This is a genomic window from Shewanella sediminis HAW-EB3 (assembly GCF_000018025.1).
Classification (GTDB): Bacteria; Pseudomonadota; Gammaproteobacteria; order Enterobacterales; family Shewanellaceae; genus Shewanella; species Shewanella sediminis.
The window spans coordinates 213,444-239,324 of the sequence record NC_009831.1; the positions used below are offsets into that span (position 1 = coordinate 213,444).

Annotated in this window: 25 protein-coding genes; 7 read left to right on the plus strand and 18 right to left on the minus strand. The window is 46.8% G+C overall.

The features are described 5' to 3' along the window. Positions 1-16 precede the first annotated feature (16 nt). The 9 genes from SSED_RS00955 to SSED_RS00995 form a co-directional block, all read right to left on the minus strand. A complete protein-coding gene (locus tag SSED_RS00955) occupies positions 17-568 on the minus strand; it encodes a chemotaxis protein CheW (protein WP_012004324.1) in 552 nt (183 codons plus the stop codon). 51 nt (positions 569-619) lie between these two features. Then, positions 620-2,686 (minus strand): chemotaxis protein CheA, encoded by a 2,067-nt coding sequence (locus tag SSED_RS00960; protein WP_012004325.1) that lies wholly within the window; start codon positions 2,684-2,686, stop codon positions 620-622. 45 nt (positions 2,687-2,731) lie between these two features. Then, complete coding sequence (locus tag SSED_RS00965; protein ID WP_012004326.1) at positions 2,732-3,094, minus strand: response regulator; 363 nt, start codon at positions 3,092-3,094, stop codon at positions 2,732-2,734. After that, positions 3,091-3,387 carry an STAS domain-containing protein gene (locus SSED_RS00970; RefSeq protein WP_012004327.1) on the minus strand — a complete coding sequence of 99 codons (297 nt, stop codon included), beginning with the start codon at positions 3,385-3,387 and terminating at the stop codon, positions 3,091-3,093. The genes SSED_RS00965 and SSED_RS00970 overlap by 4 nt, the downstream gene beginning before the upstream one ends. A 178-nt stretch (positions 3,388-3,565) precedes the next feature. Beyond that, positions 3,566-4,222 (minus strand): SCO family protein, encoded by a 657-nt coding sequence (locus SSED_RS00975; protein WP_012004328.1) that lies wholly within the window; start codon positions 4,220-4,222, stop codon positions 3,566-3,568. Between the two features lie 54 nt (positions 4,223-4,276). Continuing rightward, complete coding sequence (gene cyoE, locus SSED_RS00980; RefSeq protein ID WP_012004329.1) at positions 4,277-5,191, minus strand: heme o synthase; 915 nt, start codon at positions 5,189-5,191, stop codon at positions 4,277-4,279. Positions 5,192-5,268: 77 nt separating this feature from the next. Further along, positions 5,269-6,255 (minus strand): COX15/CtaA family protein, encoded by a 987-nt coding sequence (locus SSED_RS00985; RefSeq protein ID WP_012004330.1) that lies wholly within the window; start codon positions 6,253-6,255, stop codon positions 5,269-5,271. Further along, a complete protein-coding gene (locus SSED_RS00990) occupies positions 6,255-6,800 on the minus strand; it encodes a redox-active disulfide-containing membrane protein (RefSeq protein ID WP_012004331.1) in 546 nt (181 codons plus the stop codon). Before SSED_RS00990 ends, SSED_RS00985 begins: the two co-directional genes overlap by 1 nt. Positions 6,801-7,000: 200 nt before the next feature. Further along, positions 7,001-7,759, minus strand: coding sequence for an SURF1 family protein (locus SSED_RS00995; protein WP_012004332.1), 759 nt, complete (start codon positions 7,757-7,759; stop codon positions 7,001-7,003). Between SSED_RS00995 and SSED_RS23820 the strand changes: the two genes are divergently transcribed. After that, positions 7,737-7,955 carry a DUF2909 domain-containing protein gene (locus SSED_RS23820; protein WP_083758923.1) on the plus strand — a complete coding sequence of 73 codons (219 nt, stop codon included), beginning with the start codon at positions 7,737-7,739 and terminating at the stop codon, positions 7,953-7,955. The two genes, SSED_RS00995 and SSED_RS23820, sit on opposite strands and share 23 nt — an antisense overlap. 71 nt (positions 7,956-8,026) lie before the next feature. On the opposite strand, the gene SSED_RS01000 is transcribed toward SSED_RS23820, so the two are convergent. The 6 genes from SSED_RS01000 to lexA form a co-directional block, all read right to left on the minus strand. Next, the gene (locus SSED_RS01000; protein ID WP_012004334.1) at positions 8,027-8,902 is read right to left on the minus strand and encodes a cytochrome c oxidase subunit 3; all 876 of its coding nucleotides are present in this window, start codon (positions 8,900-8,902) and stop codon (positions 8,027-8,029) included. Further along, entirely contained in the window at positions 8,899-9,468 is a 570-nt protein-coding gene (locus tag SSED_RS01005) for a cytochrome c oxidase assembly protein (RefSeq protein WP_012004335.1), read from the minus strand. Before SSED_RS01005 ends, SSED_RS01000 begins: the two co-directional genes overlap by 4 nt. Positions 9,469-9,470: 2 nt before the next feature. Further along, entirely contained in the window at positions 9,471-11,075 is a 1,605-nt protein-coding gene (gene ctaD / locus SSED_RS01010; protein WP_012004336.1) for a cytochrome c oxidase subunit I, read from the minus strand. 9 nt (positions 11,076-11,084) lie between these two features. Continuing rightward, a complete protein-coding gene (gene coxB / locus SSED_RS01015; protein ID WP_012004337.1) occupies positions 11,085-12,659 on the minus strand; it encodes a cytochrome c oxidase subunit II in 1,575 nt (524 codons plus the stop codon). Positions 12,660-13,077: 418 nt separating this feature from the next. Next, the gene (locus tag SSED_RS01020) at positions 13,078-13,590 is read right to left on the minus strand and encodes a cell division inhibitor SulA (RefSeq protein ID WP_012004338.1); all 513 of its coding nucleotides are present in this window, start codon (positions 13,588-13,590) and stop codon (positions 13,078-13,080) included. Further along, positions 13,587-14,207 carry a transcriptional repressor LexA gene (gene lexA, locus SSED_RS01025; RefSeq protein ID WP_012004339.1) on the minus strand — a complete coding sequence of 207 codons (621 nt, stop codon included), beginning with the start codon at positions 14,205-14,207 and terminating at the stop codon, positions 13,587-13,589. Before lexA ends, SSED_RS01020 begins: the two co-directional genes overlap by 4 nt. Before the next feature lie 150 nt (positions 14,208-14,357). On the opposite strand from lexA, the gene plsB reads away from it, so the two are divergent. Next, the gene (gene plsB, locus SSED_RS01030; protein ID WP_012004340.1) at positions 14,358-16,781 is read left to right on the plus strand and encodes a glycerol-3-phosphate 1-O-acyltransferase PlsB; all 2,424 of its coding nucleotides are present in this window, start codon (positions 14,358-14,360) and stop codon (positions 16,779-16,781) included. Beyond that, positions 16,781-18,037 (plus strand): tryptophan permease, encoded by a 1,257-nt coding sequence (gene mtr / locus SSED_RS01035; RefSeq protein ID WP_012004341.1) that lies wholly within the window; start codon positions 16,781-16,783, stop codon positions 18,035-18,037. Before plsB ends, mtr begins: the two co-directional genes overlap by 1 nt. Positions 18,038-18,107: 70 nt before the next feature. Here the strand turns inward: mtr and SSED_RS01040 are convergent, their stop codons facing one another. Beyond that, entirely contained in the window at positions 18,108-19,124 is a 1,017-nt protein-coding gene (locus SSED_RS01040) for an AraC family transcriptional regulator (protein ID WP_041421479.1), read from the minus strand. 137 nt (positions 19,125-19,261) lie between these two features. Here SSED_RS01040 and SSED_RS01045 point away from each other — a divergent pair, with 137 nt between their 5' ends. Next, positions 19,262-19,597 (plus strand): hypothetical protein, encoded by a 336-nt coding sequence (locus SSED_RS01045; RefSeq protein WP_012004343.1) that lies wholly within the window; start codon positions 19,262-19,264, stop codon positions 19,595-19,597. Beyond that, a complete protein-coding gene (locus tag SSED_RS01050; RefSeq protein WP_012004344.1) occupies positions 19,590-20,813 on the plus strand; it encodes an HlyD family secretion protein in 1,224 nt (407 codons plus the stop codon). Before SSED_RS01045 ends, SSED_RS01050 begins: the two co-directional genes overlap by 8 nt. Before the next feature lie 58 nt (positions 20,814-20,871). Here the strand turns inward: SSED_RS01050 and SSED_RS01055 are convergent, their stop codons facing one another. After that, positions 20,872-22,062: a GGDEF domain-containing protein gene (locus SSED_RS01055; protein ID WP_012004345.1), complete on the minus strand. Its 1,191-nt coding sequence runs from the start codon at positions 22,060-22,062 to the stop codon at positions 20,872-20,874. A gap of 179 nt (positions 22,063-22,241) precedes the next feature. Beyond that, positions 22,242-22,655, minus strand: coding sequence for a globin family protein (locus SSED_RS01060; protein ID WP_012004346.1), 414 nt, complete (start codon positions 22,653-22,655; stop codon positions 22,242-22,244). Between the two features lie 223 nt (positions 22,656-22,878). Here SSED_RS01060 and SSED_RS01065 point away from each other — a divergent pair, with 223 nt between their 5' ends. Both SSED_RS01065 and SSED_RS01070 read left to right on the plus strand, forming a co-directional pair. Beyond that, entirely contained in the window at positions 22,879-23,667 is a 789-nt protein-coding gene (locus SSED_RS01065; protein ID WP_012004347.1) for a VOC family protein, read from the plus strand. 119 nt (positions 23,668-23,786) lie between these two features. Further along, positions 23,787-25,820 carry a methyl-accepting chemotaxis protein gene (locus SSED_RS01070; RefSeq protein ID WP_012004348.1) on the plus strand — a complete coding sequence of 678 codons (2,034 nt, stop codon included), beginning with the start codon at positions 23,787-23,789 and terminating at the stop codon, positions 25,818-25,820. Positions 25,821-25,881 lie beyond the last annotated feature (61 nt).

The following is a 25,881-nucleotide window of genomic DNA, read 5'->3' on the forward strand; positions in this document are numbered from 1 at the left end:
TCCTCGTTATACCAGTTTATGCATTAACAGCTTGTGGCTGCTGGGCATCAATATTGTTAATTAAATTAGAAAGTTGAGATGCTTCAGGCAAAACCTCACTGCCGAGGAGCATATTAATGTCCAGTAAGATAACCATCTTATCTGCGGCGTTGGTAAGCCCTTTTATAAAGCTCAGATTAGTGTCGTCGCCAAAATCGGGTGCATCGCGCACATCGGCATCATTCACACTAAACACATCGGAAACGGCATCGACAACAATACCTATGACTTTGTGCTCATCAGACATGGCAACCTTAACGACTATGACTACGGTTGTGGCTCCATATTCGAGAGTCTCAATACCAAACCTCTGTCTCAGATCTATGATGGGTACTATGGTCCCCCTGAGGTTAATAACACCCTTCACATGACTGGGGGAGTTTGGAATGACTGTCGTCGCTTCCCAGCCTCTAATCTCTTGTACAGAAAGAATATCGACACCATATTCTTCGCTAGCCATGATGAAAGTTAAATATTGTTGACTGGCATCATCCATATTGGCCTGCTCTTGTTGGGTTAGCTCTGTCATATTTTCAAGCTCCGTCTTCCTTGTTTTACCGTGAGGATTAACTTTTTGCTTTTAAGCTGCATGCTCATTGGTATTAGTGATGCCTGCCAGGCTAACTAATCCAGAAATATCAATAATTAAAGCAACGGTTCCATCACCAAGAATAGTGGCTCCTGAAACGCCGGGCACCTTGCTATAGTTGTCTTCCAGACTTTTGATAACCACCTGTTGCTGGGATAACAGTTCATCGACGAGTAAGCCGACTTTTTCATTATTGGAGTCAACGACCATGACCAGACCATCTTTAATCTCGATGGCATCGGCTTCATGATCGAACTCTTGAAACACTTTGATCACCGGAAGGTATTCATCTCTTAGCCTGACCAGCTCATGGTTCTCACTGATACGATTGATGCGTTGTGGTTCTACCTGCAAAGATTCATGAATTGAGACGAGTGGTACGACATAGGTGTGATGACCTATTCTTACCAGCTGGCCGTCGAGAATTGCCAGAGTAAGCGGAAGACGTATGGTGAAACGGCTACCTTTATCTTGAGTCGACTTAAGTTCAATGGTGCCGTTGAGTTCATTAATGTTTCGGCGAACGACATCCATGCCAACGCCTCTGCCGGATAGATCGGAGACGGCATCAGCGGTAGAGAACCCAGCCTTGAAAATAAGTTGATGAATCGCTTCTGTACTAAGCTCTTCATCTTCTGCAACCAAGCCTTTATCTCTGGCTTTTTGAAGTATCCTATCAGTATCCAGCCCGGCACCATCATCGATGATCTCGATAATGATATTGCCACCTTGATGGAAAGCGTTGAGCGTAATGCTGCCCGTTTCTGGCTTGCCTTTACTGACCCGTATTTCAGGTGTTTCCAGACCATGATCCAGTGAGTTTCTAACCAGATGTACCATAGGGTCGACAATTTTCTCCATTACCGTTTTATCCAGCTCGGTGTCTTCCCCATTAAGGATTAAATCGACCTTTTTGCCTAATTGCTGACCAATATCTCTAACGAGTCTGGGGAAGCGATTGAAGGCAAAGCTGATGGGTAACATTCTGATCTGCATGACGCTTTCTTGAAGGTCCCGGGTATGTGAGGCGAGTTGCTCTAACCCTTGTTTCATGGATAGTAATGATTCCTCATCGATCTCATCTTGTTGACCTATCTGACCTAACATCGCCTGGGTAATGACCAGCTCTCCGACCATATTTATGAGTAGATCAATTTTCTCTATGCTGACTCGAATGGAGCCACCCTCGGGAGATTTTGCTTGCGAAACGATTTTGGGCTTAACCACCTCAGCGGGTAGGCTATCTGATGTCGAAGTTGATGCCTGAGTTGATTCAGGCACTGGAGAAGCCTGAGGTGATTCGGAAGTGCCTTGGAGCTCTCTTGTCTCCCCGGTATCTATGACCGATGAACTGTAGTGAATCGTGCACTCATCTTCGACCCATTCAAATACCTCTTTCAGACGTTCAATTTTTTGATCCGTGATGAGTTCAAGGTGCCAACTGAGGTAACAGGCTTCCGGGTCTATATCGCCAAAATCCGGGTGATTTATCTCGGCTAACTTAACGGTGAGTTCACCCAGCTGTCTTAGTTCTGTGAACATGAGCAGGGGATCGTTCCCGCATCGCAGAATATCTATTCCGGCCTGAAAATCTATATGCCAGAGTTGCTCATCGGGTGCCTGTTCAGCATCGGCTTGTGTAGCATCCTCATCTTGAATGTCTTCCGCGGCCCCCTCTAGCTCCGAAGTAAACCGTTTTTCAAGTTGAGATAATAACGGGTCATCGAAGTCTGTTTTGCGCATCAGGGCATCGATCATGTTACGCAACAGATCCACCGAGAGAAGAAGCATGTCTTGGTGTTCACTCGTCATCTGGCGACGACCATCTCTTATCTCATCGAGCAGAGTTTCGAGCAGGTGTGTGTAGTTCGCGACTTGAGAGAAACCGAATGTGGCGCTGCCTCCTTTTATAGAATGTGCAGCTCTGAAAATCGTGTTGATAGATTCATCTTCCGGCTCGTTGACATCAAGCTTGAGTAACTCAGACTCCATGCTTTCTAGGCCTTCCAGGCTTTCCTCGAAAAAAACCTGGCTAAATTGGCTGAGATCGATTTCCATATTTAATTGCCACCCGTTATATCCATTTGACGAATTTTATTCTGACTAACCCAGTACTTTCCGGACAGTTGCTAGAAGTTGATCCGGATTGAAGGGTTTTACAATCCAGCCAGTGGCACCAGCTGAACGACCTTCCTGTTTCTTGTCTGTTCCTGACTCTGTGGTCAGCATTAATAACGGAGTAAATTTATAGGCGGGTAGTGTACGTAGGTTCCGAATGAGGGTGAGTCCATCCATGACGGGCATGTTTACATCGGAGATGACAAGATCATACTCTCCCTTCTGAGCGACTTTTAATGCTTCGTCGCCATTACTCGCCTCAGTCACATCAAACCCTGCGGTTTTAAGTGTAAAGCCCACCATTTGGCGCATCGATGCTGAGTCGTCGACTGCTAATATTCTCTTCATAGCATCTTCTCCTGTGTATCACTCTGAAGTTCCGGGATGACGATACCTAAGCTTTTTAAGTTAGATCTTAGCTCCGGCTGACCCCCTTGCCATTCAACCTTTAGGGAGCGTGCATTGCATGTTTGGGAAAATAGATAAAGGAGTTGAGCACCAGCTGTATCGACACGGGATAGTTGACTGACGTCTATATGGAGTAATTTATCGTGTGTTAATAGCTCAGAAAGTCGCGCAAATATGGGCTGAATATTTCTAATGGTTAATTCTGAATCTAATTTAATGGTTTGATCCGTCATCTGATTTTCCTTTGAATAACATTGCTCGTCCCTGCAATATCAAAAGATAGTCGTCAAATAAGGGGATTTCCTCTTTTGGTTAATGTTTTTTTATAACATTGGTGTTAGGAAATATTTCTCGTTAGTCGCAGATGAAGCTAAAGTCAAATGTATGATATCCAGATGTATTTATTGGGTTTCACCCATTTTTTCTTTGTATGATTTGATGAATGTCTGAGATGAGGGCTTGTGACGTTATTTGAGGGAGTGTACCGGGAGTTGAAGACTTAGGCTTAATGATGGCTATATTCTCTCCTTCGGGTGAGATAAGTGCCATCGATGCACTATGATCGATTTGATAGTTTTCTCCATCTCCGACCATGGCATATACGAAGCCCAGGCTTCGGGTTAGAGGGAATAGCTGTGTGTGGTCTCCCGTTAACGCGATGAATTTGGGGTTAAAGAAATCCATATAGTTTAATAGCTTATCTTGCGTGTCTCTTTGGGGATCGACGGAGAGAAAAATCACCTGTATATCGGCGGACTCCAACAGTTCGGGATAAGCCGCTGTGAGTTTGGCCATAGTGGTCGGGCAAACATCGGGACAAGAGGTATAGCCTATGAAAAACAGGCTCCACTTACCCTTTAAGTCAGCATTAGTGAAAGAGGTGCCATGTTGCTCCATCAGCTTAAATTGCGGCAGTCTTTTGGGGGTAGGGTAGACAAAGCTATTGGATAACTCTATCTGGCTCACCTCTTCACTCATCGATTGAAATTGAAGCGCGGTGAAGCTTCCCAGACCTACTATGACAACAGCCAGAAGCGCTGCAACAACCCGAGTTAAACGTTTATTCATCGCCTACGTTTTCCCAATGCTTAAGCTTGATTAAAAGGTATTCGAACCTCTGAGTTATACCCATAGGTAATGGTCTACTAAAAGAACGAGGAAGAGTAACATCAGGTGATAAATCGAGAAGCGAAAGACCTGCATTGCCAGACCCGGTTTATCATCAAATTTTAGCTCCCACGCCTTATAGATAAAGCCACAACTTAGCAGGGTTGAACCGACTAAATAGACGGGGCCGCACATACCGACCAGCACGGGTAAGAGGCAAGCGATAGCCAGAAGCACTGTGTAGAGCAAGATGCAGGTTTTGGTAAACTCAGTTCCGTGGGTGACCGGAAGCATTGGGATATCGACTTTCGCGTACTCAGCCTTTCTATGGATCGCCAGGGCCCAGAAGTGGGGGGGGGTCCAGGCAAAAATAATAATGACCAGTAACAGCGCATGACCGTGAAACTCTCCGGTCACAGAGGTCCAGCCTAGCAGAGGTGGCATTGCACCTGCTAAACCACCTACAACAATGTTTTGCGGCGTCGCCCGCTTAAGATAGGCGGTATAAACGAGGGCGTAGCCGATCAAACTCGCAAAGGTCAGCCAAGCGGTGAGCTCATTGACCAGAGTGTAGAGCAAAACAAAACCTAAGGCCGCCAGAGAGATTGCAAAGGTGAGAGCCTTAGGGATGGACACCCTTCCTTTGGGAAGCGGTCGGTTATAAGTGCGCGCCATTAATCCATCAATTTTGCGATCGATGAGATGATTAAACGCTGCGGCCGCTCCAGCCATCATTCCAATTCCAATCATGCCAATGACTAATGGTTGAAGAGGTACGCTGCCCGGGACGGCGAGACACATGCCCACTAAAACAGTAAGCAGCATGAGAGCAACGACCTTAGGTTTTGTCATTTCATAGTATGGCCGCCATGCAAGGGAGTGACTCTTGCTGCCAGATGTTGCAGATGGAATCGAAAGTTGTTTGGCCATGCTTACTCCTTGCTTAGGCTGTCAGCCTTAAATTGATTACTTTGGTCATGCTCGAGTACCTACCTGATTTGGGATAATCAGGCTTTGCGCCATAAGCAATAGTTAATAAAAACGAGATTCATGAGCAAGAACACGGCACCTGCATTGTGGGATACGGCGATCCCCAATGGCAGGTGCAATACAACATTACTGATCCCCAGTCCGACTTGCAGACAGACCAGTAGAAATAACAATTGGGCGGACCGTTTTAACTGTGATGATTGAGACTGTGTATGTAATTTATAGGCTAACCACAGCAATACTGCTGCTGTCACTAAGGCGCCGAATCTATGAGTGACATGGATTGTCATTCGGGAGGCGTAATCCAGTACCCCAAACTCATAGCTGTCATGGGTTCCCTGGAAAGGAGTGAACGCCTGAATAAAACGTAATTTGTTATACCAGTCTCCCTCGCAGATAGGTAAAGAAGTGCAGGCCAGTGCGGCATAGTTCGATGAGGTCCAGCCACCGAGAATTATCTGTAGCATCAGTACGCTTAATGCTGCAGTTGCAAGGGGAGCCAATTTTCTTGCACTATGATCTCCCCCCGGGATCCTTAAGGGTTTTGTTCGTAAATAGAGCAGGAGCAAGAGCGATATTAACGTGAAGCCACCAATAAGGTGGGACATGACAACCACAGGCATTAACTTCATCGTGACCGTCCACATTCCCAAAGCTGCCTGAAACAAGATAAGCAGAGCTATGAATGTTGGCAGTTTCTTGGGTGTTTCTCTGTTTTTAAGGCAGATAAACAAGATCATGAGCACTAACAACCCGAGTGTGCCGGCGATATATCTGTGGATCATCTCGAGCCAAGCTTTCTCCTGTTCAACTTTATGCTCCGGAAATGAATCTAATGCCAGAGCCAACTCGTGATCTTGGCTTGGGACTTTGATCATGCCGTAACAGCCGGGCCAGTCCGGACAACCCAGCCCCGCATCGGAAAGCCTTGTATAGGCTCCCATCAGAATAACGCAGAGAGTAAAAACGATGGTGACTTTTAAAAAATGGGACAGGTTTTTCATTACCCGACCCTCGATAACTTAAGCATTTTTCTTAAGTCTGAAACTAAGGATTTACCCTGCAGGATCTGTTTGGCTCGACCTGAGACCTTCGAGTAACGCATGACTAAACTTCCCAGAGGGTCAACAATGACCATCTGCTGGTCGTTGAGTATGTTTATCATTGCGGTGCTGGCTTTAACTGTTTCGAAAGAGTGAAGTTTTAGTGCCGAGATATCGCTGCTTTCGGTGAGTAAAATCATGGTGTGAACCCTGTTTTGTTCTCTGCCCAGTGCAATATGGCTCTGCTTGAGGATATAGAGACGATCCAGGCACAAGGCGTCACAATCGCTGGGGAGCAGATAAAGAATCTGCCATTCATGGGGTCTGGGATTTTCCATTGCCAAGCTGGCATAACTGGTTTCGGGGGAGAGCAGTTCACCTTTATTGGTCGCACCACCATGATAGAGATTCATGCTAAGTACAATTTTTGCGGCGACAACAGGAAGTAAAAAGACCAATAATAAAATTATCAGTGGTTTGGCACCGCTCTTCTTGGGGGAGTTCATACTCTCTCCTCTGGTTAGGCCCCATATTAAGCCCCGTGATCGGGCCCATAATAAGGAATGCTAATTGTTTCCCGAGACGGCTAGGAAGCGACATTGTTATTTTTATCGCTTAAATCCTAACCTACTTGTTCTCGTTTCCATTGGCAACCATGAATTGATTGATAATCATTCGAATTAACTGTGTTGCTTATTGTTGCCATCTATCTGTTCTTTCTTCGTTTTCTGCTGTAAATAAAGAATAGGACTAATATCGCGAATGCGAAAGCCATCGAAAACCACTGTAGCGCATAGCCCCTGTGTTTTTGAGCCGACAGCGGGATCGGTTTCCAGGGATGAGGCAAGTCAATGCCCTTAATTGTTTCGGGCTGAAGTACAGCTGCGGCTATGGGACGATTGACCAAATCACGCATTTCGCCGACATTAAGATTCTGAATGCGTTTTGGCCAACCCGGTTCGGCCATGAGTGCGCTGCTCATCGGGTTACTCTGTTTCTGATATAGCCGCCCGGTAAGGCTCTGACTCATTGTTATTGGCTTTATTGCGGGTAAGCTTTCCCTGTTTGCGGTTGCGGGTATAAAACCTAACTCAACCAGCAACCAAGGTCGATCGGGAGTGACCTCCATAAGTTGCAGTGCTAAGTAACCAACCCTGCCATTAAAGACCTGATTATCGAGTAGAAAAACCTGCTCAGCGAGCGGCTGTGCAGTTACTGTGAGTCGGTATCCCGTTAGTGACTCTGCTTCAGGTAGTGATAGTAGCTCTGCATAAGAGAGTGAGTCGGCAGCTTGACGTGTCGTCAATTGGGTCTGCCATAACTCTTTTTCTTCGGCGCGAGACAGTTGCCAGAATCCTAACTTGACCAAAAAGAGAAACAGACTCACAGTGATAATAATAAGCAAGGCTCTTGAACCCACCAGATACAGTTGAGGATAACGAGTGAATACATTATTTGTTTTCAAATTAGTCTTAGTGCTGTTACTGCTATTCATTGTTTTTAATTTAGCCAAAGCCCTATTCTTGTTAGTTAAGGGAGACTCTGAAACGCCGATGAGTCAATTTTTGGGGCGCAGGGTTATCTTTTCTGTCGTCGCTGTGTTGATCATATTGCTGGCGATAGGGACGGGAATACTCTCTCCCAACCCCAGACCCTATTAATTTTATAGCTCAATCTCCTCACCAATAAAATGGCCACGTAGTGGCCCACATAGAGATGCGCAGCAGATCTATCAAAGGACGTAGACGAAAATAAACAGGCACAACCAGACAACATCCACAAAGTGCCAGTACCAACTTCCTGCCTGAAATGCGAAGTGCTTCTCTGGGGTAAAGTGTCCCTTAAGCACTCTAAGAAATAGCACCATAAGAAACACTGTACCTAGGGTGACATGCATACCATGAAAGCCGGTAAGCAAGAAAAACGTATTCCCATAGACGCCGGAAGACAGTGTCAGCCCCATCTCCCGATAAGCGTGGATATATTCTTCGGCTTGTAATACCAGGAAACCCATACCGAGCAATATGGTTATGCCCAGCCAGATTGCGATGGCAGAACGTTTTTCTTTCTCCAGACTGACGTGGGCAAAGTGGAGGGTAACCGACGAGGTGAGCAGGATAATGGTGTTGTATAGCGGCAGTCCGGTCCAGCCCATCGCTTCAGTTTGGGTTCCACCGGGTGTCATCACCAGGGGCCAAACCGCTTCAAAGCCAGGCCAGAGAACCTCATTGGTCATGGCGTTATTTGAATCACCGCCCAACCAGGGGACTGCAATCATTCTCGCATAGAGTAGTGCGCCAAAAAAGGCGGCGAAAAACATCACTTCAGAGAAGATAAACCAGCTCATTCCCTGTCTGAATGAGCGATCCATCTGCTTTGAGTAGAGGCCACTCATGGATTCGGCGATAACGGTTCTGAACCAGCCAAAAATCATAAAAATGATGACGGCGATGCCCGCGAGCAAGATAAATCCACCGCTGCCGCCATCGGTTTTAAGTTGTTGTACGTAACTTCCAGCACCAAAGGCGATAAGGAATAACCCTAAGGCACCGATAATTGGCCATGCACTCTGTGCGGGAACATAATAGTGTTCGTGCTTACTTGTCATTTTGCTGCTCCTTGCTCTACAACGCTGACATACTCACGGTCGGTGATGTTGTAGAGGGTATAAGAGAGAGTCAGTGTCGTTATGGAATCAGGAAGATCCGGATCCACGTAAAATATCAGTGGTAACTCTGCACTGGCTTTTGCTGTTAATCTCTGTTGATTAAAGCAGAAGCACTCTGTTTTATTGAAGTAGGCGGCTCCCTGTCCGGGGGATACAGAGGGGATTGCTTGTCCTACAAGCTCAATCATGGAGAGGTTTTTGGCATTAAAGTTAGTGCGAACTAACTCTCCGGGGTGAACTCGCAGGCGCTTCACCTCAGGTTTAAATTCCCAAGGCAGATCACTTTGTATCTGTGCCATAAATTCAACGGTTATGGTGCGGTTTTTATCAATAGTGACAGGCTCATAACTGCTGGCCGTGCTCTGGGTTTTGCCATTTATCCCCAGCTGTTCACAGAGCACGTCATACAGGGGAACCAGAGCGAAGCCAAAGCCGAACATGCCTATCGCCGCAGCAATGAGCCAGCTGATAAGCTTTCGGTTAGCGTTCGCCAGGTTCTTAGCCATGTTTACTTAATCTCCGGTGGTGTTGAGAAGGTGTGATAGGGTGCCGGGCTGGGTAGTGTCCACTCCAAACCTTCGGCTCCATCCCAGGGTTTTGCCGGCGCCTTTTCACCTCCGCGAATACACTTAATCACAACGGCAAGGAAGATCAGCTGTGAAAGACCAAATGCGAAACCACCTATAGAGACTATCTGATTCACATCTGCAAATTGAACGGCGTAATCAGGAATTCGTCTGGGCATGCCCGCCAATCCTAAGAAGTGCATGGGGAAGAACAGCACATTGACCGAGATAACAGAGCACCAGAAATGGAGCCTCCCCAGCTTCTCGTCGTACATATTCCCGGTCCATTTAGGTAACCAATAATAGGCACCCGCCATAATAGAAAATATCGCCCCGGTGACGAGCACGTAGTGGAAGTGAGCGACCACAAAGTAAGTATCATGGTATTGGAAATCCACCGGTGTTATGGCCAGCATTAAGCCGGAAAATCCCCCTATGGTGAACAGTATGATAAAGGCTACCGCGAATAGCATAGGAGTTTCGAAGCTGATAGAGCCACGCCACATCGTGGCGACCCAGTTGAATACCTTAACGCCGGTTGGTACAGCGATAAGCATGGTGCAGTACATGAAAAACAGTTCGGCGAATACCGGCATACCGGTGGTGAACATATGGTGTGCCCATACCAGGAAGGAGAGGATGGCGATACTCGCCGTGGCATAGACCATAGAGGAGTAACCGAAGAGCCGTTTGCGGCTAAAAGCGGGAACGATGGCTGAGATGATACCGAATGAGGGTAAGATCATGATGTAGACTTCGGGGTGACCGAAGAACCAGAAGATATGCTGGAACATCACAGGATCTCCGCCTCCTGCCGCATCAAAAAAACTGGTGCCAAAGTATTTATCGGTGAGCACCATGGTCACGGTGCCGGCTAATACCGGCATTACCGCAATCAATAAGAATGCGGTGATTAGCCAGGTCCAGACAAATAGAGGCAGCTTCATCCATCTCATGCCGGGGGCGCGCATATTAACGATAGTTACGATGACATTAATCGCGCCCATGATGGAGCTCATTCCCATGATATGGACTGAAAATACAAATAAAGCGGTACTATCCGGGCTGTAGGTTGTCGACAGTGGTGCATAGAATGTCCAACCAAAATTAGGTCCGCCTCCCTCCATAAACAGTGAACTCAGTAAGATCGCGAAGGCAAAGGGTAAAATCCAGAAGCTCCAGTTATTCATTCTTGGTAGCGCCATATCCGGTGCCCCAATCATCATAGGGATTAACCAGTTTGCCAGCCCAGTGAAGGCAGGCATTACGGCTCCGAATACCATTATAAGCCCGTGAACGGTGGTCATCTGATTAAAAAAATTGGGTTCAACTAATTGTAATCCAGGCTGGAATAGTTCGGCGCGGATCACCATCGCCATGGCACCACCTGTTAGGAACATAATAAAGCTGAACCATAGGTAGAGTGTGCCTATATCTTTATGATTGGTGGTTAAGAGCCAGCGCATGATGCCTTTTGGCGCCCCATGATGATGGTCATCATGGTGATCGTCCTGAGCTGCTGGTGAATCTTGTGTAATTGTGCTCATTTTAATCCCTTAATTTCCGTGACCAACAACGTCAGAAGCCTGAACGGTATCACCGGAGTTATTACCCCATGCATTGCGCTCATAAGTCACCACCGCAGCTAACTGTTGTGGCGTGAGTAGTGAGCTAAATGACTGCATTGCAGTACCCGGTTTACCATTGATGACAACATCGAGATGACCGCTTATTGGTCCTGTGATCACTGGGCTGCCGACTAATGAAGGGAAAGCGCCGGGTAATCCGGTACCTGCAGCCTGGTGACAAGCAACACAATGAGTCATGTAGACCTTCTCACCCACGGCCATAAGTTCATCCATCGTTAAGTCATCTAAAACAACCGCTTCAACTTCCTCAACAACTTTGCTTGCCGTTTCAGCCACAGCCGTTTTAACTTGCTCAGTCTCAGGCTGGCTTGCTGGTAAAGTGGCAGGGATTGCGGTGCTTGAATCGTTGGAGGCTGCAGAACTCGAACCACCAGAGCTGACATCAGCTGCTTGGACAGTATCACCAGAGTCATTGCCCCAAGCATTACGCTCAAAAGTCACTACCGCAGCAATTTCAGTAGCATTTAGTTGCTTAGCAAAAGCTTGCATAGCCGTTCCTGGTTTACCATTGACGACGATATCGACATGAGCCGCGACAGGGCCTATGGTTATGGGGCTACCAATAAGAGAAGGGAATACACCGGGTAGACCAGCGCCATTAGGTTGATGACAAGCGGCACATCGAGCTAGGTAGATTTGCTCGCCTTTAGCCATGAGTTCTTCCATGCTCAACGTTTTCGAAAGTGCGGCTTTCGCTTCAGCTTCTGCATTGTTCGCTTGCTGCTTCTGAGCAATCACCCACTTATCAAAGTCTACTTCTGAAAGAGCTTCGACAACGATCGGCATAAACCCGTGGTCTTTGCCGCAAAGTTCGGCACATTGACCGCGGTAAACACCGGGCTTATCAATCCGTGTCCAGGCCTCATTGATAAAACCCGGATTGGCATCTTTTTTCACTGCAAACGCTGGCACCCACCAGGAGTGGATGACATCGTCGGAGGTCATTAAAAATCTGACTTTCTTGTTTACCGGGAGAACTAAAGGTTTGTCGACTTCGAGGAGGTAGTTTTCGCCTTTTACTTCAGTACCCTCTATCTGTTCTCTTGGGGTTGAGAGCAAGCTGTAAAATTCGAGATCGTGATCGAAATAGCTGTAATGCCACTTCCACTGAGAACCGGTGATTTTGATTGTCAGATCGGCATCTGAAGGGTCTTCCATTGCGATTAAGGTCTTGGTCGCAGGAATAGCCATAAGAACGAGAATGATGAAAGGAACGAGCGTCCAGGCTATCTCGACTTTAGTACTTTCGTGGAAGTTAGCAGCTACCGCACCTCTGGATTTGCGATGGTTGATCATCGAGTAGATCATCACGCCAAACACCAGAATACCGATAGCGCAACAGATGTACAGAATGATCATGTGCAGGTTGTACACCCGCCCACTAATCTCTGTTACCCCTTGAGTCATGTTCAGGGGCATATCCGCAGCTAAGATAGAAGGCGAAAATAATAACGCCGGCAAACCATACAACTTTTGCTTCACTAGACTTCTCCTCTGTCATAGAAAGACAAAGAAGAGTCACACAGTAAGTCTCTGCTCTATGCAAACTCTTCAGTTCCCAAAAAAGCAACGATGACTTCAAAGTGCGTTGGCGGTTTTACTTTTATCTGCAAAGTAAGCAGTCTTATTGATGGCTGCTAGGCTGAACCACATCTGCACTTACGGCTGAGTATATCCCTCCCGATTTAGACCCGGTAGATCAATGCACTCTTGTGTCAGAGAGTTGATGTACTTCGTAGCTGGTTAAATTGTTCGGATATAACAAATTATCGTTGTTACTGACTTAAACTTACTTGCTGGACAAATATTGATCAAGATCAATAATTAAACATTTTTTATGTTCAGGCACAAAAAAGCCCCTCTCGAAGGGGCCGTAATGTAAAGCAATGATTAATTTAGGCTAGTGTAATGAACCAAACAAACTGGGTTGATTAAATGCCTCAACGCCGTTCATGTGGGCTTTTCCATGTAAGTGGCCATTCGCAACTTCAATCACAATACCTACTGCACGAGCACTTTTAGCGACGATCTGTAGGCGACGATTATCTCTTGCATCTAAGGATTGGGTCCAACTTATAACGGCACTGGATGTACCACTTGTGAGTGCTTTTTCCATGGCCCACAGGGTTTCAACTTCATCTTTAGCATGAACGAGCAGGACTCTATCCATCCTCACTCCGGCATCGGTTAACATCTGTTTGTAACCTATGTTCGGAGGACTAATCAGCACAATCCACTGACCTCGATGACTCAATGAAGCCAGTTGGGCACTCAGCATCTGCAATTCATCACGCCCTTGGGTATGAGTTGTTACTGAAGAGACTGTGCAGCCTTGCAGTTCATTCGATAATGGATCTTCAAGATTTACCCATAACCCAGGGTGACGTGGACTGTTGCCAATTAATGAGTTCATTGCCAGTCTCCGTTTCTGATAACGCCGACGGCTAAGCCCTCGATGCTTAAACTCTCACTGGTAAGGTCGACGACGATTGGAGAGTAGTCTTCGTTTTCGGCATGTAGGTAGACGATGCTACCTTTTTTTTCAAAACGTTTTACCGTGACGTCATCTTCTACACGAGCGACAACAACCTGACCATTTCGAGCCTGTTCGGCTTTATGAACGGCAAGAAGATCTCCCTCCAGGATACCAATATTCTTCATGCTGTCCCCACGTACTCTCAGTAGAAAGTCAGCACTTGGGCGAAACATAGCAGGGTCGATCTGGTAATGTTGTTCGACATGTTCTTGAGCCAGTATCGGTTCACCAGCGGCTACTTGACCTATCAATGGTAAGCCAAGTTCCTCTTCGCTTTCATTGGCTTGAGTCAGTCTAATGCCACGAGATGTACCTGGTATAATCTCAATACAGCCTTTTTTAGCTAATGCCTTAAGGTGCTCCTCTGCGGCATTGGCACTCTTGAATCCTAAACGTTTCGCAATCTCTGCACGGGTAGGCGGCATGCCTGTATCTGCAATGTTACGTTTAATCAGTTCAAGGATCTCGGCTTGTCTTGGTGTTAATGGTCTCATGGTGAATCCTGTCTTTCTATACAGTAACTGTTAGTATATACAGTATTTCTTTCAGCGCAAGTATTAACCAAATTTTAAGGTTTTGGGTATCCCTGTCCATTTTCTGGTATTCTATGCAGTAATTAACATGGCTCACATTGCATAAGAAAAATGTCCAAACAAGACTCTCTTTGGTTTAAATCATTACGCTGGTTACAGAACAAGTTGGTACACACTATTGTTGTGCCCCACGAACCCTTCAAAGATCTTAATTTAGATCCGGATAAACCTCTCGCTTATGTGATGAAAACTGAGTCTGTCAGTGATATTGCAGCCTTAAGTGAAATCACCGCAGATCTAGGTCTTCCTAGCCCCTATCAGCCACTCGAAGTCGGTGGTGAGTCGGCGCCAAGAGTAGTGTGTCTCGAAGGCGCTAAACCCCTCATGGGGAAAAGAGAGAGCAATCATTTCTTTCTGAATAGCTTTATGAGTCTGCTGAAGATCCATAAAGAGCGCCCTGAGCTCGATATTCAACTTGTGCCAGTCAGTCTTTACTGGGGAAGAACTCCGGGAAAAGAAGATGACACCATGAAGGCCGCTGTACTTGAGCGTGAAAACCCCACCTGGCTTAGAAAGTGTCTGATGATCCTGTTTTTGGGACGACATAATTTTGTGCAGTTTTCGAGTGCCGTTTCATTGCGCTATATGGCCGATGAACATGGAACCGATAAACGTATAGCCCAGAAACTGGCTCGAGTGGCTCGAGTTCATTTTAGTCGACAGCGTAAAGTGATGACGGGGCCGGTTCTGCCTAAGCGGCAGGCACTGTTCCATGCGCTCATTAATTCCGAGACCCTGAAGAAGGCGATTCAAGAGGAAGCGGCGAGCAAGAAGATCACCGAGGTTGAAGCCAGAGCGAAAGCGATGGAATACCTGGATGAGATCGCCGCAGACTATTCCGATAGCCTGGTTCGAATTGCCGAGCGCTTTCTGACCTGGTTGTGGAATAAACTCTATAAAGGCATCAACATTAAAGGGGCGGAAGAGGTTCGACGGCTGCACCATGATGGCCATGAGATCATCTATGTGCCGTGTCACCGTAGTCATATGGATTACCTGTTGCTCTCCTACATCCTCTATTATCAGGGGATGGTTCCACCGCATATCGCAGCAGGTATTAACCTTAATTTCTGGCCTGCAGGCCCCATGTTCCGCAGAGGTGGCGCCTTTTTTATTCGTCGCAGCTTCAGAGGAAACAAGCTTTATACCACCGTGTTCCGTGAATATTTAGATCAGCTTTTCACTAAAGGCTATTCTGTTGAGTATTTTACCGAAGGCGGGCGTTCACGTACCGGAAGGTTACTCGCACCTAAGACCGGCATGTTGGCTATGACGCTGAACAGTGTCCTGCGTGGCATGAAGCGTCCTGTGACTCTGGTTCCTGTCTATCTCGGTTATGATCATGTGATGGAGGTGGCGACATACCATAAGGAATTGAGCGGTAAGAAGAAAAAGAAAGAATCTGTCTGGCAGGTATTTGGTGCCCTGCGTAAGCTAGGCAATTTCGGCCAAGGGTATGTGAATTTCGGTAAGCCCATCACGTTGCATAGTTTTCTAAATGAACAGAAACCCGATTGGAAAGAAGAGATTGCCAAAGAGCCAGAGCAGAGACCTAAGTGGTTGACGCCTATGGTGAATACCTTGGCCAATCAGGTTATGACCAATATTAACGATGCTGCGGCAGTCAGCTCCGTCACCTTGACCAGTTTAGTCTTATTAGCGTCAGAGCAAAATGCATTAGAGCGGTCTCAGCTGGAGAAGCAGTTAGACCTCTATCTTAAATTACTTAAGGATCTACCTTACACCTCTTATACCTCAGTGGTAGAGGGGGATGGTAAGTCTCTGGTTCAGCAGGGGTTGGAGCTTAAGAAAATTAAGCTTGATAGTGATCCTCTCGGGGATATTATCTCAATCGACGAGAGTATCGCCGTTGCTATGACTTACTATCGTAACAATATTATTCATTTGATGGTCATCCCCTCTCTGGTAGCTAGCTGCCTGACTCAGCATGAGCATATCTCACGAGATGAGATTATCGATATCATCAAGGATTTCTACCCTCTGCTTCAGGCTGAGTTATTTATGGGCGTGGAAGATACAGATAAGCTTGTTGGTCAGATTTTGGATCTGTTTATCGCTCAAGGCCTCGTTACCGAGGATGATGGTTTCAGTATTATCGAGACCGAAGTGAATCAACTCTTATTACTCGCGGGAACGGTCGGTGAAACGTTACAGCGTTACGCCATTATCTTCAATCTGTTGGCGGTTTGCCCCAAGATGGAGCGTTCCGATCTTGAGCGTGAAAGCCACAAGCTGGCACAGCGATTAGGCGCGCTGCATGGTATTACAGCCCCTGAGTTTTATGATAAGAAGCTCTATGGAGCACTCAGTGTCAAGCTCAAGGAGTTAGGTTACCTGTCTGATAACGGTAATAAAGTCGATGTCCAAAGGATCCGGGAGCGAGCGAATGGATTGCTCCGTTCGTCTGTCAGGCAGACGATTGTCGATAGTGTGACTGCGGAGCATAAAGATTAATGGCTAACCATATGAACGCTGCTAAAGATGGAGCAGCGAGTAAATCTTTGCTTGGTGGAGCCATGATCATCGCCGGAACTGCGGTCGGGGCGGGAATGTTCTCATTGCCTGTTGTGGGTGCCGGTATGTGGTTTTCCTATTCACTTGTCATGATGTTAGGTGTCTGGTTCTGTATGCTGGTGTCGGGTCTGTTGTTACTCGAGACCAATCTACACTTCGAGCCCGGTGATAGCTTCGATACCCTGACACGGGAAACCTTAGGTAACTTTTGGCGAATAGTGAATGGTTTATCAATCGCATTCGTACTCTATATTTTGGCCTATGCCTATATCAGTGGTGGCGGCTCTATCGTTAATCACAGTTTAGCGGCTGCAGGGATCGAACTGCCACAAAGCTTGGCCGGGCTGGTATTTGCGCTGGGTTTGGCCTTTATCGTCTTTATCAGTACTAAGGCTGTCGATAGGATCACGACCATTATGCTTGGCGGAATGATCATCACTTTCTTTCTCGCCGTAGGTAATTTACTGATAGAGATCGATACGGTGAAGTTGTTCACGCCAGATGGAGAGAGCCGATATCTGCCCTATATGTTGGCGGCTATCCCCTTTGGATTAGTGAGCTTTGGTTATCATGGTAATGTGCCCAGCCTGGTTAAATACTATGGGAAAGACGCCAGCACCATTATAAAAGCGATTGTCACCGGAACCCTGATAGCCTTCGTTATCTATGTGTGCTGGTTGGTGGCGACCATGGGGAATATCCCTCGCAATGATTTTGTCGATATTATTGCCCAGGGTGGCAATATGGGGGTACTGGTTAGCGCCCTATCCGATGTGATGAGCAGTGGTTGGTTAACGACCATGCTAACGGTTTTTGCTAACCTGGCGGTAGCTTCCTCTTTCTTAGGAGTTACCTTAGGATTATTCGATTACCTGGCCGATCTCTTTGGTTTCGATGAGTCTCGTAGCGGTCGTTTTAAAACGGCAGCGGTAACTTTCCTGCCACCGACGGTACTGGGGTTGTTGTTCCCTAATGGTTTCCTGATTGCAATAGGTTTTGCGGCACTGGCAGCGACTATCTGGGCGGCGATTGTGCCGGCTATGATGGCCTATAAAGCCCGGAAGCTCTATCCAAACAGCGAGAGCTTTAGGGTTCCTGGTGGGACCTTTGTGATTGCCATCGTCATTTTGTTTGGTGTGGTCACCGGAGCGTGTCATCTGCTTGCGATGGCAGAGTTATTGCCTGTTTACGGTTAGCCAACTAAATCGAAAGATAGATAAAATAGCCCTCGATGAGGGCTTTTTTATGCCTGAGGTTAACCCCTAGTTAATCAGGCTTGTTTTGGTTGAGCCTGTCGAGATATTGCTGAGGGGTACATTTTCTGAGTCGTTTAAAGGCTCGGCTGAAGCTTTGCTGATTCGCATATCCCAAAAGGGGGCTAATTTCCGCGACACTCTTACCATCGAGCATATATTTGATGGCTTGATTACTGTAGATGTAACTACACAAGGCAGAAAAAGTGAAACCTTGCTGCTGTAATCGCCTCTGCAGCTGCTGCTTAGAGATATTGAAGAGTTTGGCAATATCTTCGATCTTAGGTAAACCATAAAATCTTGCATAATTGACCATTTCGAAAAGCACCTTCGGGGTGTCGTGGGGTTGCGGCATATTGAGGTACTTTTCAAATAGCGAACGTGTCATGGTCACCGGGCTGTTTTCTAACTGCGGCTCTATCAAAGGCTGCAGCATATCATCAAGTTCCAACCAAATTTCAGTTTGCGCAGCATTCCAGATAACCGGGCATTTAAACAGGTGTTCCGTCTCCCGCTGCGCGACAGCCGAACCACTGATACGTACCTGAATCGGGCGATATTTACCACCCAGAAAGTGACGCAGTGCATTAAGCAGCATGATGGCGACCCTGAGAGAGTCGTAGCTTTTCTCCTGCTTAAAGGCGTAGGGATTTTTATAGCACCATTTCATTATCTTTCCGGACATACTGACATAGTAACTGCCGCCGGATTGCAGGCTGACGATGCCATAGTTGATGCGACGTATACTCATGGCCAGATCCGGGGTCGATAACAGGTCGATGCCGCTGATATCGAGTCGGTCGAAGTTTAGCTGTTGTTCTAGTTTAACTATGTAAGCGGGGTCTTGAGTAAGGAGGGCTAACTCAGATAACCATTCACCAAACTGGGTAAAAGGGATCAAGGCCATAGGCTCGTTCATCAGCGCATCGGGAATTGACAGGGCCCGGTGATTGAGACCATAAACCTGCTCGACGCCATCAAAAACGGGTTTCACATAACAGACGCGAATAAAGGAGGTATTAAATTTCATCGGCAGCATCCGCTTAGCAAATAAAGGCTAATTTAATCATTAATGATTCGAAATTGATATAAATAGACCTTAAGTCTTGTTCGTTATCGGATAAACGTCAAACTAACCCTCTTGTTTAAATTTAAGAGACCATTTTCATGAGTTTAATCGGTATGCCGTTTGTCGATACTAGCGCGGACACGGTGCTGCATGTTGTGGCCTTAGTTGTCATGGTTGGCACGGTCACGGCGTTGGCCGTAGGTTTTTGGAAAATCCACGAGCTGCCCATCAATAAAGCCCATAAAGAGGAGCATCATCAGCTAGGGCTTATCACGGCGCTCACCTGGATCGGCTTTGTCTGGCATTGGGTGTGGGTATTAGCTGTGTTCGTGGCCTTTATCGATGGTGAGAAGGCGTTGCGACGTCTGCGAGACATCTGGCATGAGCCCGCTGAACACCAGCAAAGCACCCTAGAGGAGAACAATAATGCTTGAAGGTTTAGCCGTATGGGCGTTATTTATCTATCTGCTCCGCTTAGTCGGTATGCCGTGGAACAAATTCAGTAAAGGTTTTGCCTACATTGGTGGCGGCGGTTGGTTGCTGTTTGTGTGGGTTGGGCTGTTGAACTTTACACCCATGGATCTATCCGGCGGGTCCTTGGTGCAGTCACCGCATATTCAACTCAGACCGGCTTCGAGTCAAATCAAAGGCCAGGTGAAACAGATCTATGTTCAGCCAAACCAGAAGATTGAGGCTGGGCAGTTAATCTATGAACTCGATGATGAGACCTATCAGATAGCACTCAATAAGGCACTGGTTGCTAAAGAGTCTGCCAATGTTTCTCTTTCTGTGGCTAAAGAGGATGTGAAGCTGGCTCATAAAGAGTATCAGACAGCGATAACCGACATCGAGATAGTCAAAAACCAGTTAGCAGCAGCAACAAAAGATCTTCTTTGGAAACAGAAGACGCTGGCAAGGTATACCGAACAGAATCGCGTCGTTCCAAATACCATTACGGCGAGCCAAATGGATGAACAGACCAATGGCATCGATCTGGCCGAGGCCAATGTTCATACATATGGCTCCCAAATTGATAAGGCAAGTTTGGCCGAGCATAAGGCTAAACTGAATATTGAAAAAGCGGAGTTAGCGGTAAAGAGCGGTGAGTCAGACTATAGCAGCGAGGTAGAAAACGTTGCTCAGGCTCAATGGAACTTAGATAACACTAAGGTCTACGCTCCGGCAGATGGCTACCTGACTAACTATATTATGCGAGAGGGGCAGTTTGTAGGCCTGGTACCACGCATTCAGATGTATACCAATGAAAAGTATGTGCTGATGCGGGTCAACCATCAGGCTATTCGTAACGTTAAGGTAGGTCAGAATGCGGAGTTTGCATCGGCGGTCTACCCGGGAAAGGTGTTTAATGCTGAGGTTGAGGGGATTATCGAAGCCACGGGAGAGTCTCAGGGAAGTTTGTTTGCCCGTGATGATAACGTACGTCAGACAACCGGGCAGAACCTGAATAATAAGCACCACTTTGTGCGACTGAAATTAAATGAAACTGAGGATTATGATATTCCGGTTGGCTCGGTCGGATTGGCGTGGATCTCTGGTGAGAAACCTGTCTCTTTTCTCGCATTTCTGGACGTGATTAGAGGGATCATCATCAGAATGAAGTCGCAAATCTATTACTTCTATTCTATTTGATGTCATTGGTATTCGTCCCGGCAAGACAGATATTTTGCCGGGACTCGTCCAAGCCAAATCAGGTACAGATCTGGTTGCGTCCTTTCTTCTTGGCTCTGTAGAGGGCCTCATCGGCTTGCTTCAACGTCTGATCGAACGTCTCGCCTCCCAGCCTCTCGGCAACCCCGATGGAGATGGTGACGCTCACGGTTTTCTTGTTTGATTTGTTGGCAGCGTTACGTTTTGCTTTCGTGCTGCGTTTGCGTTTATCGTCCCGTAATACTATTCGATACTCCTCGATGGACTCTCTGACATCTTCGAGGTGATCGATAACCGAGTCCGTGTCCTTGCGGGGAAAAACGATGGTGAACTCTTCACCGCCGTATCTGAATACTTTGCCGCCACCGGATACGCGAGCCATTTTAGCGGCAACGAGTTTTAACACCTGATCGCCAACATCGTGACCGTAGGTGTCGTTAAACTTCTTAAAGTGATCGATATCGAGCATGGCTACACTGTACTTTCTCCCCAGAGATAGCACTAGATTATAGAGTGCTCGTCTCGATGCGAGCCCCGTGAGTTCATCGCGGTAAGCGAGAAAGTAGGAGTCGATTAAGATAGTAAACAGGAAGATGACCGCTAGTGCCGATAGAAGCACGGAAAGTGGAAGCTGCCCGGGGGTTAAATCATACAGCACCCATATGACGAAGGTGATGAGTATCGAGGTGTTGACCAGATTTGCTTGCCATAGGGTACGGGTTAAAACGAGAAGTCCACATAAGTATAGCGGTAGAGCCGCTTGAAATTGAAAGGAGAGGCTCAAGGGTGACTTAGCAGTGATCTCTGCCTGAAAATGTTCAATCCCCCATAGCCAGCCGTAGGCCATGCCAAAGCAGAGAAAAATTGAAAAAACTCTAACCAGACTGTGGGGAGAGAGTAGCCCCCTATCTTTGAAGAAGGAGAAGCAGGTGATAATCATCGCACCTCCTAAAAAGTTCGCTTCGGTGTACGAGCTAAGAGATGAGGGGAGGAGATGATGTTGTTTGTCAGCATAAAACAGCAATAGCAGTGTAGCGAGATAGGCTAAACGACTACGATTAAATTGTAGTGCAAGGGCGGTTGCTGTGACGAGTAGCCAAAAAGGAAGCTGGTTGATGCTCCCCTGCCAAATTTGCCAGTTAGCTTGTGTAAATTGAAGCAAGCCTAATGAAAAAGCTGTGACTAGCAGCGGAAGAAAGAAATAGCGACACCTGTGATAAAAAGCAGACAAAACAAACCTCAATGATGACTTAGCTTATAACAATCATTCACAATTAAGTTCAGCTTGAATTGAATTTCAAGTGCGATCTAAGCCGTTGAACTCTCGAATAGTTTATATAAGACGACATATTTCCCCTATACATAAAGCAGTATATGGAGTTTATTTTGTTTTTAATAGCGGTTTACATATCAGGCTGTGATCTCTGGTTTCATCGTATCGGCGACCAGATGAATAACCGTGATCCACGCCTGTCTTACCTCCTCAGTATAGGCTTCCCCCAACCCGGTCTTCAGGGTATAGAGTAAGGCGTTTCCTACCGGAGTGAAGTGGCTTTTCTTCGTGCCGTAGCCATTATGTCTCTCGGCTAATTGCTGCAGAACAGGCACTAAGGAATCGAGATCGTTTAACCCGTCTACGGCAGCTTTTAACATTGACATCAGCTTGCGCCCCTGCATTTTTATATTGCTTCGAAAAAGAGGTTTGAGTGAGGGGTCTATCTCGAAAAGAGCACCATAAAAAATATCGGCGGCTTGCTCTGCTATGGGCTCTACCTGAGAGAATGAGTGTTGTACTAAAAGGATCTGTTTTTGAGTCAATGACATTGGCTTTCCTTAATATCGTTTCTTTCATCCTGAGACGTCACGTCAACTTTCTAAGTTTAGAAAGGGTATCTACTATGGATAAGAGTGCTATATACGCACTTTAGCGAGCAGAACGGGTAACTATATTGCATTTAGCATAGACAGAAATCAGAAAACAAGCTTAACTAAATTCAGTTAGATGCGAATATTTGTTGTTTCTATTTATCAGCCAAAGGGGCTGTTTATGAAAGTCGAACGATATATTCAGGGACAGCCTTGTTGGATTGAACTCGCCAGTCACGATGCGAAAGCGGGCAAGCAATTTTATAGTGAATTGTTAGGCTGGGGTTTGCAGGATATGCCTATTCCAGACGGTGTATACACCATGTTTAATCTGGCTCTCGGTGAGGAAATCGATGAGATAGGTGCTGCCTATCAGATGCATGTCGAGACGAGTGAGCAGGGAGTGCCAACGAACTGGACCGTCTATTTTGCTGTCGATAGCGTCGATACCACCATAGAATTAGTTAGAACCTATGGTGGGGAGTTGTTGCTTGGCCCCCACGATGTCGGCACCGCTGGTAGAATGGCCTTGCTCAGTGATTCTGAAGGGGCAAAATTTGCGATATGGCAAGCGGGTGAGCATAAAGGGGCTGGGAAAAGAGGAGAGGTCGGAACGCTTTGCTGGGTGGAGTTAGCGTGTCGGGATAGCGAGCTCGCAAAACAGTTTTACCCTAACATCTTAGGCTGGAAGGCGCAGCCAGGTGATATGCCCGACTTTGAGTACACCGAGTGGCTTGTCGATGGGCAACCTTTTGGTAGCATGATGGAGATGACTGAGGCGTGGGGAGACATTGCGCCCCATTGGATGCTCTATTTTACCGTGGCCGATTGCGATGAAACAGCGGTTAAAGCAGCCAAGCTCGGGGGCAAGATCTGTGTACCTCCGACTACTATCCCGAAAGTGGGTCGCTTTGCCGTTATCAATGATCCTCAGGGAGGCTTTTTCTCTGTGATTGCTCTCAATACCTAAGGGAGTCTTTGCATTCTCCATTTATGAGTGGTGAAAAATTACTGCTAAACTTAAATTCGATTACTTATAAATAGCACCGCTTAGGTTTGGGCTTGAGTGCATTAAATATAGGTTTGTCTATGATGACGCTACAGTTTAGCATTCGACAGAAAATCACCTTTGGCTTTAGCGCTATTGGCGTGCTGCTCATTGCTGGCAGCAGCTTTTTCTATTACTCCCTCAGTCAGATAAACCTTGCCAACCAAAATGTTGAAACCCTGGCCGTGCCAGTATTAAAGCAGAGTCATGCGCTGCAGCTGACACTCCTGAAGATGGTAAAATTATTAGCCGTCGCCAACACTCATAAAGAGCGCTCTGAACTGGATCGCAGTCACAACCAATTTATTCAGTTACAAACCCGCTATGACGAGGAGTTATCGAGGCTTAAGGGCAAAGTCTTAGACCAGAGTAAAATGCTCAATTCACTTAATCAGGCCGAAGTGGAGTTTCAACAATTTCTTGCAGAGAGTAAGAACATGTTTGAGGCAAAGATAGCCATTATCGAAGCGAGTTCCAGGTTTCAAGAGCAGTACCGGGAGTTTGAAAGAAACCGCTTCGATGCGAGTAATCTGATGCTGGATCTGGAGTTGATTTCGGCTCCCCAAGAGGCGCGCTTGTTAGAGGAGGTCATCGGCACAGGCACCCGAATCGACGACATGTTATTTACCATGGGGAATACCATGTCCAGACTGACTCGAGTCGATATCGCTTCAGGAGTGACGGCTCATCAGGAAGATATTGGCTTTTTAATGAGTAACCTGACAACCAATTTTGATTTTTTAAGAAGGCAGGCTGAACCCTTAAATATTCAAGATATTATGGGAGAGTCTTCCCAGAAAATAGACTTGCTGAAGCAATACTTACTTCAACCGGGAGACTTGTATCTGTTGCAGCATCGAATTATTGCCCAAGGGCAACTGGCGCTGGGAGCTTATACTGAAGGGGAGAAGAGTTTCGCTGCCAGTTATGAACAACTCGATCTGCTGGCCAATTTAGCCGACCAACGGCTTGTTCAATTGCAAGCAACGGCAAAAGATAAGATATCCGCCGGTGAAACTCTAGCCATTATACTTGCATTGGTGTTTGTTTTGATGGCGAGTTTCATCTCAATCGTTACTTCCAGAGCCATGTTGGGACCCCTTCAATTGGTGAACCAGGCTCTGGGGCGTATTGCCGATGGGGACCTGTCTCAGCGTATCACTAAGCAAACAGATGATGAGTTCGGCACCTTGACCGACAACATCAATAAATTATCTCAAGATCTGACTCAGCTGCTCAATGAGATTAGTGAGAATGCTCACTCCCTCGATGGTTCGGCGTTAGCATCCAGTCAACAGAGTCAACGTATTGCATCTGTCGCAGCAGAGCAGATAGAGCGGGTGGAAAATGTCAGAATAAGAGCAGAGCAGCTGTTCACGAGTTCGACGGTGGTGAAAAATGAAGCCGATAGGACGGCCGATAATGTGACTCAGGCATCGGTAAGCAGTCGTGAAATTAAGGGCATAGCATCGACCAACAGCGAAACGATTCAAAACTTGTCAAACGGGCTCAGTGAATCGGTAGAGGTGATGTCTCGCTTGAGTCATCATAGTCAAGATATCGGTGGGATCTTAGATACAATTGTTGGTATCGCCGAACAGACCAATCTATTGGCGCTGAATGCGGCCATTGAGTCGGCCAGGGCGGGCGAGCATGGCAGGGGCTTTGCGGTGGTTGCCGATGAGGTGCGAACCTTAGCCATGCGGACGCAAGAGTCTACCGCCGAGATCCAGACGACAATCACGGCACTGCAGCAGGAAACAGAGTCGGTAGCCGAGTCTATCTCTCTCGGGCAATCTAAAGCTGCAGAGTGCGTCATTCAGAGTCAGGAGCTGGGGCAGGCGATTGAACATATGGATGCCTCCTTGAATACGATTGAACAGATGAGTAAACATATTGCTCAGGTCGCAGATGAGCAGTTAGCCGATAGTCAGAATATTGAAGTCAGCATGGGTGAAACCCTCAATACTGCCAATCAAAATGCCCAAGAGGCGAGTGGGGTGGCCGACCGTAGTGCCGAGGTTAATGAACTCGCGCGTTCACTTACCCGTTGTGTGAAGCGATTTCGTTTATAACTGATAAATAAAAGCACAGCCCACCAGTGGACTGTGCTTTTTTAATGATGGCTTATACCAA

What these genes read in the sequence shown, in the direction of transcription:
- SSED_RS01060 (WP_012004346.1), bottom strand. Translation starts at nt 22,655, where the DNA reads ATGTCATTGACTCAAAAACAGATCCTTTTAGTACAACACTCATTCTCT.
- SSED_RS01045 (WP_012004343.1), top strand. Translation starts at nt 19,262, where the DNA reads ATGAGTTTAATCGGTATGCCGTTTGTCGATACTAGCGCGGACACGGTG.
- SSED_RS00960 (WP_012004325.1), bottom strand. Translation starts at nt 2,686, where the DNA reads ATGGAAATCGATCTCAGCCAATTTAGCCAGGTTTTTTTCGAGGAAAGC.
- SSED_RS01020 (WP_012004338.1), bottom strand. Translation starts at nt 13,590, where the DNA reads ATGAACTCATTAATTGGCAACAGTCCACGTCACCCTGGGTTATGGGTA.
- SSED_RS00975 (WP_012004328.1), bottom strand. Translation starts at nt 4,222, where the DNA reads ATGAATAAACGTTTAACTCGGGTTGTTGCAGCGCTTCTGGCTGTTGTC.
- SSED_RS01050 (WP_012004344.1), top strand. Translation starts at nt 19,590, where the DNA reads ATGCTTGAAGGTTTAGCCGTATGGGCGTTATTTATCTATCTGCTCCGC.
- SSED_RS00990 (WP_012004331.1), bottom strand. Translation starts at nt 6,800, where the DNA reads ATGAACTCCCCCAAGAAGAGCGGTGCCAAACCACTGATAATTTTATTA.
- SSED_RS01040 (WP_041421479.1), bottom strand. Translation starts at nt 19,124, where the DNA reads ATGAAATTTAATACCTCCTTTATTCGCGTCTGTTATGTGAAACCCGTT.
- cyoE (WP_012004329.1), bottom strand. Translation starts at nt 5,191, where the DNA reads ATGGCCAAACAACTTTCGATTCCATCTGCAACATCTGGCAGCAAGAGT.
- lexA (WP_012004339.1), bottom strand. Translation starts at nt 14,207, where the DNA reads ATGAGACCATTAACACCAAGACAAGCCGAGATCCTTGAACTGATTAAA.
- SSED_RS01000 (WP_012004334.1), bottom strand. Translation starts at nt 8,902, where the DNA reads ATGACAAGTAAGCACGAACACTATTATGTTCCCGCACAGAGTGCATGG.
- ctaD (WP_012004336.1), bottom strand. Translation starts at nt 11,075, where the DNA reads ATGAGCACAATTACACAAGATTCACCAGCAGCTCAGGACGATCACCAT.
- SSED_RS00985 (WP_012004330.1), bottom strand. Translation starts at nt 6,255, where the DNA reads ATGAAAAACCTGTCCCATTTTTTAAAAGTCACCATCGTTTTTACTCTC.
- SSED_RS01005 (WP_012004335.1), bottom strand. Translation starts at nt 9,468, where the DNA reads ATGGCTAAGAACCTGGCGAACGCTAACCGAAAGCTTATCAGCTGGCTC.
- plsB (WP_012004340.1), top strand. Translation starts at nt 14,358, where the DNA reads ATGTCCAAACAAGACTCTCTTTGGTTTAAATCATTACGCTGGTTACAG.
- SSED_RS01070 (WP_012004348.1), top strand. Translation starts at nt 23,787, where the DNA reads ATGATGACGCTACAGTTTAGCATTCGACAGAAAATCACCTTTGGCTTT.
- SSED_RS00955 (WP_012004324.1), bottom strand. Translation starts at nt 568, where the DNA reads ATGACAGAGCTAACCCAACAAGAGCAGGCCAATATGGATGATGCCAGT.
- SSED_RS00970 (WP_012004327.1), bottom strand. Translation starts at nt 3,387, where the DNA reads ATGACGGATCAAACCATTAAATTAGATTCAGAATTAACCATTAGAAAT.
- mtr (WP_012004341.1), top strand. Translation starts at nt 16,781, where the DNA reads ATGGCTAACCATATGAACGCTGCTAAAGATGGAGCAGCGAGTAAATCT.
- SSED_RS00965 (WP_012004326.1), bottom strand. Translation starts at nt 3,094, where the DNA reads ATGAAGAGAATATTAGCAGTCGACGACTCAGCATCGATGCGCCAAATG.
- SSED_RS01065 (WP_012004347.1), top strand. Translation starts at nt 22,879, where the DNA reads ATGAAAGTCGAACGATATATTCAGGGACAGCCTTGTTGGATTGAACTC.